The following is a 14281-nucleotide window of genomic DNA, read 5'->3' on the forward strand; positions in this document are numbered from 1 at the left end:
GTTCACATAATTTTTATATACTCATTTATCTTTAAAATACTAGACTTTTTTTAATAATAACAAATTAATTATGTGAACGGTAACAAAAATACAAAAAAACTAGATTTATTTTCCCTAAGAAGATTGACACCGCTTCCAGGGTGCATTATTATCGAGACGTAATGTGAACGTTCACATAAACGGGGAGGAACAAAAAAATGAAAAAATCAAGCGTCACCGTCTTGTCCCTGACGCTCACCGCCGCCATGTTGTCCGCGTGCGGGACCAACAACAGCCCGGCGACTTCGCCGTCTTCGTCCGCAGGCTCCGCGAACGCCTCGCAGCCTGCTGCAGCTTCCGGCAGCGCGCCCGCGCCTTCGGCGGCGCCCGTGTCCTTGTCCATCGTACATAACCAGGGCGAGTACGCATGGCCCGCCTATCAGAAGATCGTGGACGGCTTCAATGCGGCGACCGGCAACAAAGCCTCGCTCAAGTACATCCCGGCGCAGGAGTCGGAAAACTGGCTGCAAGCGCAGTTCGTCGCCTCGTCGGAGCCGGAGATCGTCAGCGGCACGACCAAGCTTGCCGACGCTTACAAAAACGGCTGGATCGTCGATGTTTTGCCGTATCTCGATCAGGTAAGCCCGTATACGAACAAACCGTGGCGGGAGTCGTTTTTGCCGGGGCTGATCGAATCGGCGATCGACAACACCGACGCGAACAATCCTCATCTGTACGGCATTCCGAACCAAGTCGTCACGGTCAATCTGTATTACAACAAGGATATCTTCGCGAAAATCGGCGTGACGGAGCCGCCGGCCACGATTACCGAGTTTCTTGAGGTGGCTAAAAAAAGCGAAGGCAGCGGGCTACGTGCCGTTCAGCATCCAAAATTCGATGGACTGGAATATCGGCTGGTTCGCGGGAGACCTGTTCGGCTATCTGTGGAAGTCTCGCCAGGGCGAGCTGGATCTCAACCAGTCCGGCAAGGTGGAACTGAACGAGTGGGCGATCGCCGTCATGGAGGACAAAGTCACGGCGGAAGCGCCGGAACTGAAGGAGTATTTGCGCTTTATCGGCGAGCTGGTGCCGTATTTGAACGAAGGCTTCAACAGCGCGAGCTGGGAGTTCGAAGGCATTTTCAACGAAGGCAAGTCCGCCATGACGCTCAACGGCAGCTGGTATCCGAACCAGCACAAGGAGGGAGGCTTCCCGGTAAACTACGGCGTGGCGCCGATTCCGTATCTGGACAAGGCTTATTCGCAATTCGGCGGGGATAAGCGCTTCAACTACAAGATCGGTTCGACGCCGAACTTCGCGATCTCGCGCAACGCGGAGAAAAACAAGGCCGATGCCGCCGCGCTGAACTTCTTGCAATATATGAGCGCGCCGGACGGCGGCGCCAAAGTGCTCGCGGAGGATCTTAACCTGATCCCGGTCGTGCAGGGCGTCGAGGTGCCGGATATTCTGAAGCCGATCATGGCGACGTTCGGTACCGACGACAAGCTCGAATTCCTTGCCAACGAACTTACGCCGGAGCAGAAGGACAAGTGGTTTAAAAACCTGCAGGACTACATGGCGGGGCGCATCAAAGCCGACAAGTTCCTGGCCGAATATGGCAAGGATCTGAAAAAGTACGCTGCCGAGGCGATTAAAAACCATCCCGAGTGGAAGGCGGATTCTTACCTGAAGTAAGCCTCTCCCATGGGGGGGAATAGGAGTTTTCATGAGCAAAAAAATTCATTATGCGTGGCTTTACGCATGCTTGCTGCCTACCTTCGCGTTCGTCGGACTTTTTCTCGTGTACCCGGCCTTCGAGGCGTTCCGAATTTCCTTCCTGGATTGGAGCACGAGCAATTATCTGCATCCGAGCTACGTCGGTCTGGACAATTACAAGACGTTGCTTGGCGACAGGGCTTTTTTGAACAGCTTCCTCATTTTGCTGGCGTTTCTCGCTTGGCATATCGTCGTGCTGCAGGGGGGCGTCCATCGTGGGCGCCTACCTCATTAACGCCATGGGACAAACGCGACTGGGCGGCTTTTTCAAAATCGCCTTTACGGTGCCGATGGTGCTGCCGGGTATGGTCGTCACGATGTTCTGGCTGTTTTTTTTACGAGCCCAACAGCGGGATGCTCAACTATGCGCTAGACCATCTGGGGCTGGACAGCTGGCAGCGCGTATGGCTCGGGGACAGCCAGGCGACGGCGATGGGCGCGATCATGATGAAGGGCTTTCCCTGGGTGAGCGGTCTGGGCTTCCTGATTTACCTGGCGGGCTTTCAAAATATCGACGAATCGCTTCGGGAGGCGGCGCGGATGGACGGCGCTTCCCCCGGAAAAATATTTTGGGCGGTCGATCTGAAGCTCATCATGCCGCAGATTCGGCTCACGACGGTGCTCGTGCTGATCGGCGGCACGCAGCAGTTCAGCGACCAGCTCATTATGACGAAGGGCGGACCGGGCTACGATACGACGGTGCCCGGCCTGTACATGTTCAACCATGCCTTCACCTACGGCAAGCTCGGGGCCGGCTCGGCGATCGGGGTCATCCTTTTCGTGCTGACGCTTGGCTTGACGCTGCTGAATATGAAGGTCATGCGGGAAAGGGGGTAGCGGTATGCTGCACAAACGCGCCTCGCGTGCGATCGCAGCCGGAATCCTGTTCGCGCTGCTGTTTTTTACGCTGTTCCCGATGTACTTCATGGTCGTGACGGCGTTCAAGACCAACTATCAGCTGTCGGTCAATTACTTCGGCCTGCCGCTCACGGTGCATACGGAGTTTATGACGGACGCCTTCGGCAAGATTTGGCTTTATTTAAAAAATTCTGTCGTCATCTCGGGCCTCTCGGTGCTTGGCGTGCTGCTCGCCGCCAGCCTGAGCGCTTACGTGTTCGCCAGATTCGAATTTCCGCTCAAGTCTGCGCTGTTCGCCATTTTGCTTTCCTTTCTTATGATCCCGGGCATCCTCACGCTGATTCCGCAGTTCGTGCTCGTCACGAAGCTGCACCTGATCAACAGTCCGTGGGCGGCGATATTGCCCTACATCGCGACCGGACAGCTCGTCGTCATTTTCGTGTTCCGCACTTTTTTTCGAGGAGATTCCCCGAGAGCTGATCGAGAGCATCCGAATGGACGGCGGCGGAGAGTTGATCGTGTTCTTCCGGCTGGTGCTGCCGCTGGCGGTGCCGATCTTCCTGTCGATGGGACTCGTGAACGTGCTGTCGACCTGGAACGACTTCATATGGCCGCTGCTCGTGCTGTCGGATCAGGCCAAGACAACGGTGACGGTCGGTCTTTACCGTTTTATGGACCCGCAGCAGATCATTTACGGCTCGGTCTTTTCGGGCATGACGCTCGCTTCGATTCCGCTGATGGCGCTGTTCGCGTTTACGATGAAATATTTTGTTCAAGGGATGACATCCGGCGCAGTCAAAGCTTAACGATGCAGGAGGCTAGAGTTCATGGGCAAGACCAAGGCGATCCATCTGGTATCGCATACGCATTGGGACAGAGAGTGGTATTTACCGTTCGAAACGTTCAGGTTCAGGCTCGTCGGTCTGATCGACAGGTTGCTGGACACGATGGAGCGGCAGCCGGGCTACCGGTTCCATCTGGACGGACAGACGATCGTGCTGGAGGATTATTTGGAGCTGCGCCCGGAGCGCCGGGACGCGCTGAAGCGGCTCGTGTCCGAAGGGCGGCTGTCGATCGGGCCGTGGTACGTGCTGATGGACGAATTTCTCGTCAGCGGCGAGTCGATCTTGCGCAATCTGGAGGAAGGTCGGCGTTCGGGGGGCGGCGTTCGGCCCGCTGCTGCAGGCGGGCTATCTGCCCGACACGTTCGGCCATATCTCGCAGATGCCGCAGCTGCTGAGGCGTTATGGCATCGACCGTGCGGTCGTATGGCGCGGACTGAACGGGACGCCCGAGGAGACGCCGACCGAGTTTGACTGGGAGGCGCCGAGCGGCGATCGGGTTGCCGCCGCGCATCTGCCTTATCAATACGGCTATACGAGCGCGATGGAGCTGCCTGAGGAGCCCGAGGCCGCTGCAGCGCGACTGCGCGAGCTGCTCGGGGATATCGCGCCGTACGCCCGCAGCGGCCAGGTGCTGCTGATGAACGGCTTCGATCATATGGAGCCGCAGCCGCATATCCCCGCGCTTGTCGATTGGTGGAATGCGCGCGAGGAGACGCGACTGATTCATTCGACGATGGCCGACTATCTGGAAGCGGCGCTCGGAGGCGACCAAGCTGCGGCTATGACGATGGAAGAAATCGGAGCCGGGTCCGCGAAGGAGGCAGGTGCCGATGTCCGTCGCAGCGCTCCGTCGCGACCGGTCGTCGCCGGCGCGCTGCGACGGACGAACCATCAACCGGGCGGCGCGATCAATACGATTTTGCCGCACGTGCTGTCGTCGCGCGTTTATCTGAAACAGCAGAACGCCCGCGCGCAAGCGCTCCTGGAAAAGGCCGCAGAGCCGCTCGAGGCGCTATCGCTGTTGCTGGGAGGCGTTCATCATCCGGCTTTTGTCCGGCAGGCATGGCGTTATGTATTGCAGAACCATCCGCACGACAGCATCTGCGGCTGCAGCATCGACGCCGTGCACGACGAGATGGAGACGCGCTTCGCCAAAGCGGGACAGATCGGCGACCAGCTTGTCGTCGAGGCGCTCGCCCGTATGTCCGGATCGGTCGACCGCAGCGGCTTGCCCGAGGGCAACGCGTCGGTGCTGGTATTCAACGCGCTGCCCTGGCGGCGAGACGCGCTCGTCGATATCGCGCTCGACGCCGACGACGATACGGTCTATCGCTCCGTTCTGCTTGAGGGCGCCGACGGCAGGCGTTATGAGGCCGAGATCGTGGGCATCGAGCGGGTGTGCCCGATCGAGACGGACTCGGCCCGTTATCCGCTGGGCAAGCGGGAGGTCGTCCGTCATACGGCGCGCGTGCTGCTGCGCAACCTTCCGGCTTACGGGCACCGGCTGCTGTCGGCGCGCCTGCGGCGGCAGCCGATCCTGTCGGGCCTGCCGGCGCTTCCGGCCTCCGATACGATCGACAACGGACTCATCGCCGTGAAGGCCGAGCGGGACGGGACGCTGACCTGGACCGACCTTGCGACCGGCGAAGTGCGGACCGGTCTGCATCGGTTCGAGGATTGCGGCGACGTGGGAGACGAGTACTCGTACTCGCCGCCCGTGCTGAACGCATGCATGACCGGAGGCGTCGTCCGCAGCATCTCCGTACGTGGGGAGGGCAGGGATTGGCGTACGCTGGTCGTACGCTACAAGCTGCCGGTTCCCCGCTCGGCCGGCGGCGATGCCCGCCGCCGCGACGAGGAGCTGACCGCGCTGGACATCGTGACGGAGCTGACGCTGCATGACGGCAGCCGCACGATTCGGTGTCGGACGACCGTGGATAACAAGGCGCGCGACCATCGGCTGCGCCTGCTATTTCCGGTGCAGGGCAAACGAGGGACGGTGCTGGCGGGTGCGGCGTACGATACGATGCGCTGGCCGGAGCGTCCCGCGCAGCCGACGGAGGATGCATGGATCGAAAATGAGCCGACCTGTTTTCCGTTTCAAGGCTATTTGGCGGCGGACGGCGCGCAAAGCCGGCTGGTGTTGACGGCGGAGGGCCTGCATGAGTTCGAATGGGTCTCCGCGACGGAGGACGGCTGCACCGGTACGCTCGCGATTACGCTGCTGCGCAGCGTGTCGCATCTGGGCGGCGCGGACCGGGGCATGTCGACGATTAATCGTCCGGGACCGGGCCTGGCTGCCGCGGGCGGTCAGGTTCAGCGCAAGCTGACGTTTTCATACGGTCTGACGGTTGGAACCGGGCCCGAGGTCGAGGCGCCGTGGCGGCTCGCCGACGAGCTCGCTGCGCCGCCGCTATGCCGTATCGATGCGGGAGATGCGCCGCAGCCGGCAGCCGCGCTGGCGGGGGGCGGCATGGTCCGCAGGCGACGGTGCGTCACTGCCCGTAGAACGCAGCTGGCTGGAAGTGGACGATGCGTCCTTGTGCGTGACGGCGCTGCGTCCCGCGCCTGACGGCGGCGACGGCATCGAGCTGCGGCTCGTCAATTTGGCCGAGGGACCCCGCACGGGCACGATCGAGCTGCGGCTGCCGCTGACGAGTGTGGAGGAGACCGGGCTCGACGGCTCGCCCCTGGCGTCGCTGCAGCCGGAGCGACTGCCGGACGGCCTACGGCTGTCGGTGACGCTGGGCGCGAAGGAGATTAGGACGGTTCGCCTGAGATAGGGCGAGCGGAAAAGCTGAACGTTTGACTGTTTGCATGGGGATATCGTTTTAATTGCCTTTTGAACGATATCCCCTTCATTCAGGAAAAAGGCGTTTAACGGCGCTTGAGCGATTGCAAGAGGGAATGCATTTTTCGACAACATGAATGTAAGCGTATTCATTTCTTGGGGGATGTCGGCAAGCTAAGACAGGACGGAACAACACAAAGGAGATGAAAATACCTATGGCCAGAAAGAGCAAGAGAGTGCTGTCCGCCGTGCTGGCGGCGGCAATCGGTATGAGCGGCTGGCCCGCGCTGCCGGCGTGGAACACTGCAGCCGCAGCATCGATGGGGGGAGGCGGCAAGCGGCGCGGAAGTTAGCGGTGCGGCAGCTTCGCTGGCCGATATCCCCGCGAGCGAGCTTCCGACTGGCGGAAAGCCGCTAATAGACATCGGCACGCATTGGGCGGGGCAAGCGATCGCGAAGTGGCAGGCCGCAGGGCTTCTGCAGGGCTACGGAGACGGCACATTCCGTCCGAACCGGCAGATCAGCCGGGCGGAGTTCGCCGCGCTGCTGGACCGGATATTCGGTTATGCGCCGCCGATGCAGACGCAGGATGCGGCAGATATGCCGGCTGGCGCCTGGTACGGGGAAGCGCTGCTTAGGGCGAGTGACGCGGGCGTCGTGCAAGGCGACGGAGCGGGACATTACCGGCCCAATGCGCCGGTCTCCCGTCAGGAGGCGGTCGTTATGCTCGACAGGGCCTACCAGACGAATCTGCTGGATGGCGCTCAGAGCGGAGCGGCAGAGCAGCGTCTAGCGTTCACGGATGCCGGCGAGATCGGGAACTGGGCGAGCGGCGCGGTAACGAGGCTCGCCGAGGCAGGTGTCGTGTCGGGCCGGTCGGCCGGCCGCTTCGAGCCGAAGGCGAATCTGACCCGCGCGGAGGCGCTTCAAATGATCGACAGGCTGACGGGCAGTCTGATCGCCGCGCCGGGCATTTATGATGCGCAGCCGGCCGAGGGCAACATGGTCGTCGCGGCTGCGGACGTCACGCTGCGAGGGGTGACGATCCATGGGGACCTGTATGCGGCCGAGGGTATAAGCGACGGCGAACTGACGCTGGACGGGGTGCGGATCGAGGGCAGGCTGATTGTGAACGGCGGAGGGACGAACAGCGTAATTCTGCGCGATACGGTCATCACCGGAGACGTGGTCGTACGCAAACGCGACGATCGCGTTCGCCTGCTCGCCGAAGGGAAGACTTCCGCGGCGAAAATTCGGCTGCTGAGCGGGGCGACGCTGGAAGGGGACTATGCCAGGGTTCTACTGGAAGCGGGCGGCGCGGCGACGACGCTGAAGGACGGCAGCTTCAGTCGCGTCGAGATGGATGCAGCCGGAGCGCTGACGATCCGAAGGGCGCAGATCGGCTCGCTGTCGGTAGGCAGTCGCGCTGGCGGGGCAAAGCTCGATCTGGATGCGGGAAGCAGCGTCGAGGCGTTGTCGCTGGATGCGGCGGCGTCCGTGAGCGGGAGCGGACGCATCGTCAAAGCGAAGGTAAGCGCGAACGGCGTCAAATTCGAACGACGCCCGGATGATCTGGAGCTCGGCGAGGGCATAGCGCTGGCGGAGGGAGGCGGAGGCTCGGACGGGCCGTCAACGCCGGCAACGACACCCACAGCTACGCCAACGCCGACGGCGACACCGACTGTCACTCCAACGGCCACGCCAACGGCAACGCCAACGGCGACGCCCGCGCCCCGACTGACTTTTGGCGACGCGAAGGAAGAGGCGCGCGCCGGGCTAGTGACGACAGGCGACTCGGGTGTCGATACGATTCATACCGAGGTAGGCGAGTTGAGCGATTCATACACCGTCCGCTATATGTCCGGCCAGCTTTCGACGATCGATTTTGAGTTATCGGGGCTCTCCCCCGGCGAGCCGGCAACGCTGGAGCTGGAGGAGATTCACACGCGGGCCGCCGGCGCGCTGGCGTACACGGTGCTGACGGCTGGAGAGCCGACCTACTACCGGACCTATGAGGAAGCGTCCGCGGGGCCGAATCACTTTTTTTGTCGAGGTGCCTGCCGGGCGGGTCGATTCAAATGGCCGCTTGCGGATCACGCTGCGAAGCGACGGAGACCGCCGCGTCAACTTTGGCCGCATCTGGGCTTACGACGACTTTGAAGCGCTCGCCGCTGCCGAAGCGGTGAACCGTCCGATGAAGACCGGCTTGTTCCAGCCTGCGCTGAACTGGCACGATTATGCCGCGGATCTGGCGCTAGTCCGATCGCTCGTACAGCCTTACGAGGGGCTGTCGATGTACGAGCCGGCCATCGCGTTCGATATCCTGTACATGCACTGGGAAAAGGAGGAGCTGCACCGCAGGCTCGATTATTTGCTGGCGCTGTCCCGAGACACCGGCCTGCCGGTCCATCTCAGCCTCAACGCCTGGTGGGGCGGCACGCCGACGGGACCGGACGGCAAAGGCGGCTATTGGACGGATATCGCTTACAACCAGATTGTGTACGATCCGTTGAACATCGACGGCCGGGGCAACTGGAAGCTGTCCACGCCGAATATCTGGTCGAACACACCGTGGCTCACGATGAATAACGACCACTACAACGAGGTGCGCGCGGACAAGGTGCGCGATATCGCGGCGTATCTGTCGCGACGCACGTCCGAGCTCAAGGCGGAGGGCTCGAGCATCGCGCCTGTTTCCGTCTTTACGGAAAACGAGCCTTTGTACTGGCCGTTCTTCGCCTTTAACGCTTCGCCGGAGGCTGGCGGCGACTTCGGCCCCGAGGTGATCGCGGACGCGGCGCGCGACGGCGTGACGCTCGACCCGGAGGATGGCCTGTCTCCCCGGGAGAAGGAATGGATGGTGCGCAATCTGACCTCGTATATCACGACGTTGTCCGGCGCGATCGCGAGCGGATACGGTTATGACGCCATCGTCGTGGATGGAGACCGCATCGCATATCCGGAAGAGCAGTTGGTGGACAACGCCTATACGCATATGTTTCCTACGCCGAACTACCCCGATTGGGACGAGAAACGCGGTGCCTGGGAGACGCACATGGTGCGGGATATCCGCTACGGCGGCGAGTGGGCGGGAGATATGGACCCGCGCTATCTCGACTATATCGTCGCGCGCGGCAAATATGCGGACGTGAACGCCGAACGTTCGAGCGTCACCGATCTGACCATGCTCAAGCAGGCGTATTCGTACGGTGCCGATTACGTGAACATTTACAATTTCAAGCCCGAGGACGGCACCCTCGTACGCGGGATGGATGGGGTGCGGCAGGATAAAACGGCGGTTCCCGCCTACGACGTACCGCTGGTCGATTACGCGTTCAGGGACGAACATTCGCTGGAGGCCAACGAGTCGCTCGTCGCGGCGCGCGGCGTAAAGCGCGACGTGCTCGGCGAAAAGCTCGTCGTCACGGCGGACAGCGGCGATGCGGCGGGCGGCAGCCTGACGTTCAGAGCGGATAACGGCGGGGAGCCGCTGACGCACGGCCTGGCCGTTCAGGTGCAAGGGCGCGCGCTGAGCGAGCTGAGCGCCACGAGTCGCGTGGAGATATGGGCCGGTCGGGATCAGGCGCATTTGTCTCCCGTAAAGACGCTCAAGAACTTCAGTACGGCTTACGTCGACGTGAGCGATGCGATCGACCGGACGTCGAATGTTGCCTATGTCGAGCTGCGACTGTACTCGGAAGGACTGCCGGACAGCCTGTACAGCTGGACGTCCGTCTGGTCGGTGAAAATGTACGCCAAGCGCGAGCATGCCAGCGGACAGGCGGACGGAAGCCGATACACGGTGGACGAGTCGCGCGAGCGGAATCTGTGGACCGGTTATCGCGCGGACGCCGAGCGGCTGCTCGGTCTGTATCGGCAAAAAGCGGGGGGAAGACGATATTTATAACTCCGCCATGGCTCTTTACGAGGGAGCGCGCTACGTCAGCGTCACCCGTCTGTTGTCGCGCGGCTTGTCGGAGTCGCTGCCGGCCCGATTCGCCGTCAAGGGCGAGGGGCGGTTGGGGCGCTATCCGGTCAGCGTCAAAGACGGGGACGGAGGCGTGTTCGAGGCGGTGCTGTACGAGAGCGGCCCGAAGCGCTGGCGAATCTCGTTATCTGCCGCCCAGATGCATGAAATCACGTTGACGCTGTCGGGCCTTGAAAATGCGGACTATGCGGTCGCCGCCGAAGCGCCGGGCGTGTACACGATTGCGCGGGCGACCGGCGGGGAAGCATCGGTCGTTCGTGCGGTCGGAGGTATGGCGACTTTTGTGGTACAGGCGGCGGGACGCGAAGGCAAAAATTACCCGGATGCGTTTGAGGCGCAGTACGTCGCCAAGGATAACGACACCGGGCTGCCTGCGCCGGAAGGCTATTTGTATGTGACCGCGCAGGACCCGGCCATTGGCGAATACGCCAACTACGTGAAGCTGAAGCTGGCGGACAATGTCGTCGTGCTCCGCGGTGCGGACGGCGCGACGGACGAGACGTTAACGCCCGTGCCGCTCGCGGTGGTGGGCAACGGCGAGCTGCTGCGCCTGACGCTGAATGAACAGGGCGAGGTGACGCGCATCCGGGCGTACTACGGCTACCGCAGCGGCACGATCACCGCGATCTCGCCGATCTCGATCCGCGGCGAGCTGCGGAACGCCTGGATCGAGCTGGACGGCGCGTATCGCTACGAGCTGGGGCCAAGCGCCGTACTCGATTCGCCCAAGGCGACCGGGAGCAGCATCCTGACCGCCCGGAGCGACGATCTGGGCCTGTCGGAAGGCGATCGGGTGACGGTCGTGTACAGCCCGTATTCATATGAAGGCAGCACCCCGCGGGCCATTTCCGTGTCCGAGGTGTACGACACGCTCGTCGCCGAAACGTTCGAGTCGGCGGACGGCGACTGGCAATCCCGCACCTTTAGCGTCGACAATATCCGAATTGCGCCGCTCGACAGCAATTACAAAGATAAGGTCGCGCGTCCGGACGATGTGGCCAGACCGGGGGGCCCTGATCTGGAAGATCGACAGCGCCTCTCCGCTCGCCGAACTGGCCGTCGAGTACAGCGGACGCGCCATCGTGGGCAATCCGGAGTCGCAGAGCGTGAAGTGGTATGTAAGTCCCGACGGGACTGCGTGGACGGAAGTCGGCGGCATTGAACCGGGGGGCGACGAGGGCAATTACAAGATGGCTCGCAGTCTGCAGCTTGGCGCTTATACGTCGGCCTGGACTGTCGTGTATATCAAATGCGAGCTGCGCGAGACGCAGGACGACACCTGGGCCAGCCTGAACGACGTCCGCATCCGCAAGAAGGCGGACGAACGGGAGTTGGCGACCGCGGAGCTGACGTTGACGGCGGACGGCGGTCTCGCAGGCGCCTCCGCGCCGCTAAATCTCGTAGCCCGCTACGACAACGGAGATCCGGTGGCGATGAACGATGTTCGCGTTTACTATGACGTCGGCGATCCTGCACTCGCGCAAGCGACGGCCGGCGGGGTGAAGCTGCTGCATGCGGGCGAGACGACGGTGCGGGCATACGTATACAACGGCGGCCGGGCGGTTGTGTCCAATACGGTGACGCTGAAGATTTTATCCAGCGTGGCGGCGGGCCTCGCCGCCACGCTGCCGAAGACGGCGCTGGGAGTCGGCGATACGGTGTCGATCGCGGCCAGCGTCTACAATGCGGAGGGCTATACGATCGATCCGTCTCAGTACTCGCTGTCGTTCGCGAGCGGCGATACGGCCGTGGCGAACGTGTCCGCGGCCGGCGTCGTGACCGGCGCCGCGCCCGGTCGGACCTTCGTCACCGTAAGGGCCGTCCAGGATGGGCTCATCTTCGAGCGCAAGTTCGACATCGCGGTTACGAGGGTACGCAGCATCTATGCGAGCGATCTCGCAAGCCGAGCGGTCTGCGGCGACGAATCCGTGTGCAATACGGCAGCCGCCAATGCGGATTATGCGGTAGCGACCGACGATGTACTGATGACGGCCGACCATGCAGTTTATGCCCGCGTCGAGACCGGCCCCGGCGTGTTCGAGCCGGCGATCCGGGGCGCCTATGCGGGCAGCGGCGGACCGGACGGCACTTGGCCGGTCAAGTCGCAAGCGACGCTCCTTTACAAGCTTGACAGTCTGGAGGACGTCTTCCTTGGCCTTCAGGCGAAGCTGAGGGTGCGCGCAGGCGTATTCGGGTCCAAAATATCCGTCTACGCAGGCGCCAGCGCCGATACGGCGAATACGCCGGTGGCCGAGCTGACCGAGGGAGGCGAGCACCGCATCGATCTGACGCCGTGGGCCGGCCAGGACGGTACGCTTTATGTAAAGGTCGTCATCGCCGAGACGGCCTTCGATTGGGGCGGCCTCGTCTCGATCGCTTTCGACGAGCTGACCATGCACTGAGCGGACGTCAAGCCCTGAACGGCGCCGGAAGGGAACCGGGGGTTGGCGATGCCGAGCCCCGGTTGTTCTCGGCGAAGCCTGTTTGGCGGCTTCCGCCGCATGCTTTCACTTACTCTAAAGGAGCTGACCTTCATGTCACGATCGCTTCGCCCCGCACGTCCGCTGCTTGCGCTCCTGCTGTCGCTGTCTCTCGCTCTGCCCTGCCTGGCCGGCTGGCCGTTCGGACTGCCCGCCGTCTCCGCCATCTCGCCCGGCAATATGCTCACCTATGCGCAGGCGCAGCAGATCGCGCCCGCGACGGGACCGACCGCCGCGCAGGACAATTACGAACGCATCCAGTACAGTCTGGACCAATATGGGGTCGCGCGGTTGGAGGACGGCACTTTTCCGCTGTCGCAGGGGCTGGTGCTGGGCGACGGCGACGTACTGACGGCCAATCATACGACCTGGCCCGAGCTGAAGCTGGCCGCACCAGCCGAATTCGTCGTTAAGCTGGCCGGCGACGGCGCGACCGTCAGCTTGCTGACGCTCAACTACAACAATCAGTACATTGTCGGTGCGTATCCTTGCAAAGCCGTCGTGCAGATCTGGGGAGACAGCAACAATTTGAACAATAATCATATTAAAGGCGGCGACGCGCCGCAAGCGCCCAACCCGGTATCGCAAAAGGCTGCGAAAACGGTGACCGGCATTTATATTGTCGATGCTTCCGCACGGGGCAACGTGACGGAGCACAATCAAATTTACAACAGCACGTACGGCGTCATTTTCGTATCCGGTCTGGCCGCTGCGGGCGGCGCGAATGTCGTGCGGCAATCCGAAGTTTATTACAACAAGTGCGACGGCGTTACGCTCGCGGGGTACGGGCAGGTGCTGGACAGCACGCTGCATCACAATGGCTTCGATTGCATGAATGGCGGAGGCGCTACGCCGACCGTACCCATCCCCGGCGCGGGCGTTTATTCGATCGACAATGCGAACGGAGCGTTGATTCGCGGCAACACGCTGTACGACAACTGCGGCAACGGCATCGATATCGTGCAGGCGCGCGACTTTGTGATCGAGAACAACTACAGCTACGACCCTGGCGCACGCGCCTTTCCCGCGGCGGATACGGCGTACCATAGCATTGCTTACGGATCGGGGTTTGCGATGATCGTCGCCGATACCTCGCACAGCACGATCGAGGGCAATACGGCACTGAACAATCGCGCGACGAACAAGGTGGGCGACGCCGCTTATACCGATCCGGCCACCAACGGCTTTTTTGCCGCCGCCGGCGCCTCTGCTTACTCGGACTTGCCGAGCGGGGGCAACCAAGTGATTGCCTTTGTGCTCGCGGAGACAAGGGGGGACGACCTATCATACGATCGCCAATACGGTCCGGAACAACGTTTTCCGCGCGTCGCCGGCGGGAAGCGGAGCGGTCGGGCTCGGCTATTTCGCATCGCGAGGGACCGGCTTCGGTCAGCTTGGAAGCGCGAGCGACAGCTACTGGGGCGCAGATTCGACCAATTACTTCACGCTCAACGATCCTTACGGCTCGGCGATCGGCTCCAAGCGCTGCGGAGGCAACTGGTATGCCGCCGATGGCGCAGCGCCTAATACGGACGACGCCCAGCATGTGGCGCCGACCTCGGAC

General features: G+C 62.1%; 14 protein-coding genes and 2 pseudogenes. 14 read left to right on the forward strand and 2 right to left on the reverse strand.

The window, feature by feature from the left end:
- Positions 1–148: 148 nt before the first annotated feature.
- The gene (locus OMP40_RS13450; RefSeq protein WP_277531946.1) at positions 149–382 is read right to left on the reverse strand and encodes a hypothetical protein; all 234 of its coding nucleotides are present in this window, start codon (positions 380–382) and stop codon (positions 149–151) included.
- 46 nt (positions 383–428) lie between these two features.
- On the opposite strand from OMP40_RS13450, the pseudogene OMP40_RS41685 reads away from it, so the two are divergent.
- The 4 genes and pseudogenes from OMP40_RS41685 to OMP40_RS13470 form a co-directional block, all read left to right on the forward strand.
- A pseudogene (locus OMP40_RS41685) lies at positions 429–752 on the forward strand (hypothetical protein); the annotation flags it as partial.
- Between the two features lie 64 nt (positions 753–816).
- Positions 817–1674 (forward strand): ABC transporter substrate-binding protein, encoded by an 858-nt coding sequence (locus tag OMP40_RS13460; protein ID WP_277531949.1) that lies wholly within the window; start codon positions 817–819, stop codon positions 1672–1674.
- Positions 1675–1705: 31 nt separating this feature from the next.
- Positions 1706–1990, forward strand: a complete 285-nt coding sequence (locus OMP40_RS13465; RefSeq protein ID WP_277531951.1) for a hypothetical protein — start codon at positions 1706–1708, stop codon at positions 1988–1990.
- Between the two features lie 119 nt (positions 1991–2109).
- Positions 2110–2592, forward strand: coding sequence for a carbohydrate ABC transporter permease (locus OMP40_RS13470; protein ID WP_277531953.1), 483 nt, complete (start codon positions 2110–2112; stop codon positions 2590–2592).
- 202 nt (positions 2593–2794) lie between these two features.
- On the opposite strand, the gene OMP40_RS13475 is transcribed toward OMP40_RS13470, so the two are convergent.
- A complete protein-coding gene (locus OMP40_RS13475) occupies positions 2795–3103 on the reverse strand; it encodes a hypothetical protein (RefSeq protein ID WP_277531955.1) in 309 nt (102 codons plus the stop codon).
- Between the two features lie 4 nt (positions 3104–3107).
- Here OMP40_RS13475 and OMP40_RS13480 point away from each other — a divergent pair, with 4 nt between their 5' ends.
- The 10 genes and pseudogenes from OMP40_RS13480 (at position 3108) to OMP40_RS13520 (ending at position 14244) form a co-directional block, all read left to right on the forward strand.
- Positions 3108–3419: an ABC transporter permease subunit gene (locus OMP40_RS13480; protein WP_277531956.1), complete on the forward strand. Its 312-nt coding sequence runs from the start codon at positions 3108–3110 to the stop codon at positions 3417–3419.
- Between the two features lie 21 nt (positions 3420–3440).
- Complete coding sequence (locus OMP40_RS13485; protein ID WP_277531958.1) at positions 3441–3929, forward strand: glycoside hydrolase family 38 N-terminal domain-containing protein; 489 nt, start codon at positions 3441–3443, stop codon at positions 3927–3929.
- On the forward strand, positions 3838–6030 hold the full coding sequence (locus OMP40_RS13490) for an alpha-mannosidase (RefSeq protein WP_277531960.1): 2193 nt from the start codon (positions 3838–3840) through the stop codon (positions 6028–6030). The genes OMP40_RS13485 and OMP40_RS13490 overlap by 92 nt, the downstream gene beginning before the upstream one ends.
- A complete protein-coding gene (locus tag OMP40_RS13495) occupies positions 6005–6241 on the forward strand; it encodes a glycosyl hydrolase-related protein (protein WP_277531962.1) in 237 nt (78 codons plus the stop codon). Before OMP40_RS13490 ends, OMP40_RS13495 begins: the two co-directional genes overlap by 26 nt.
- A 223-nt stretch (positions 6242–6464) precedes the next feature.
- Entirely contained in the window at positions 6465–6602 is a 138-nt protein-coding gene (locus tag OMP40_RS13500; protein WP_277531964.1) for a hypothetical protein, read from the forward strand.
- A gap of 70 nt (positions 6603–6672) precedes the next feature.
- Positions 6673–6777 (forward strand): annotated as a pseudogene (locus tag OMP40_RS41690) (S-layer homology domain-containing protein); the annotation flags it as partial.
- 72 nt (positions 6778–6849) lie between these two features.
- Positions 6850–8409 carry an S-layer homology domain-containing protein gene (locus tag OMP40_RS13505; protein WP_277531966.1) on the forward strand — a complete coding sequence of 520 codons (1560 nt, stop codon included), beginning with the start codon at positions 6850–6852 and terminating at the stop codon, positions 8407–8409.
- On the forward strand, positions 8336–10156 hold the full coding sequence (locus OMP40_RS13510) for a hypothetical protein (protein WP_277531968.1): 1821 nt from the start codon (positions 8336–8338) through the stop codon (positions 10154–10156). Before OMP40_RS13505 ends, OMP40_RS13510 begins: the two co-directional genes overlap by 74 nt.
- A gap of 1073 nt (positions 10157–11229) precedes the next feature.
- Entirely contained in the window at positions 11230–12639 is a 1410-nt protein-coding gene (locus OMP40_RS13515; protein ID WP_277531970.1) for a hypothetical protein, read from the forward strand.
- Positions 12640–12771: 132 nt separating this feature from the next.
- Entirely contained in the window at positions 12772–14244 is a 1473-nt protein-coding gene (locus OMP40_RS13520) for a right-handed parallel beta-helix repeat-containing protein (protein WP_277531971.1), read from the forward strand.
- Positions 14245–14281 lie beyond the last annotated feature (37 nt).

It is taken from the genome of Cohnella rhizosphaerae (assembly GCF_029525575.1).
In the GTDB taxonomy this organism is placed as follows: domain Bacteria; phylum Bacillota; class Bacilli; order Paenibacillales; family Paenibacillaceae; genus Cohnella; species Cohnella rhizosphaerae.

Excerpts from the sequence above, each read along its gene's own strand:
- OMP40_RS13450 (WP_277531946.1), bottom strand. The coding sequence starts at position 382 with ATGGACAAGGACACGGGCGCCGCCGAAGGCGCGGGCGCGCTGCCGGAA.
- OMP40_RS13465 (WP_277531951.1), top strand. The coding sequence starts at position 1,706 with ATGAGCAAAAAAATTCATTATGCGTGGCTTTACGCATGCTTGCTGCCT.
- OMP40_RS13470 (WP_277531953.1), top strand. The coding sequence starts at position 2,110 with ATGCTCAACTATGCGCTAGACCATCTGGGGCTGGACAGCTGGCAGCGC.
- OMP40_RS13475 (WP_277531955.1), bottom strand. The coding sequence starts at position 3,103 with ATGCTCTCGATCAGCTCTCGGGGAATCTCCTCGAAAAAAAGTGCGGAA.
- OMP40_RS13480 (WP_277531956.1), top strand. The coding sequence starts at position 3,108 with ATGGACGGCGGCGGAGAGTTGATCGTGTTCTTCCGGCTGGTGCTGCCG.
- OMP40_RS13485 (WP_277531958.1), top strand. The coding sequence starts at position 3,441 with ATGGGCAAGACCAAGGCGATCCATCTGGTATCGCATACGCATTGGGAC.
- OMP40_RS13490 (WP_277531960.1), top strand. The coding sequence starts at position 3,838 with ATGCCGCAGCTGCTGAGGCGTTATGGCATCGACCGTGCGGTCGTATGG.
- OMP40_RS13500 (WP_277531964.1), top strand. The coding sequence starts at position 6,465 with ATGGCCAGAAAGAGCAAGAGAGTGCTGTCCGCCGTGCTGGCGGCGGCA.
- OMP40_RS13505 (WP_277531966.1), top strand. The coding sequence starts at position 6,850 with ATGCCGGCTGGCGCCTGGTACGGGGAAGCGCTGCTTAGGGCGAGTGAC.
- OMP40_RS13515 (WP_277531970.1), top strand. The coding sequence starts at position 11,230 with ATGTGGCCAGACCGGGGGGCCCTGATCTGGAAGATCGACAGCGCCTCT.
- OMP40_RS13520 (WP_277531971.1), top strand. The coding sequence starts at position 12,772 with ATGTCACGATCGCTTCGCCCCGCACGTCCGCTGCTTGCGCTCCTGCTG.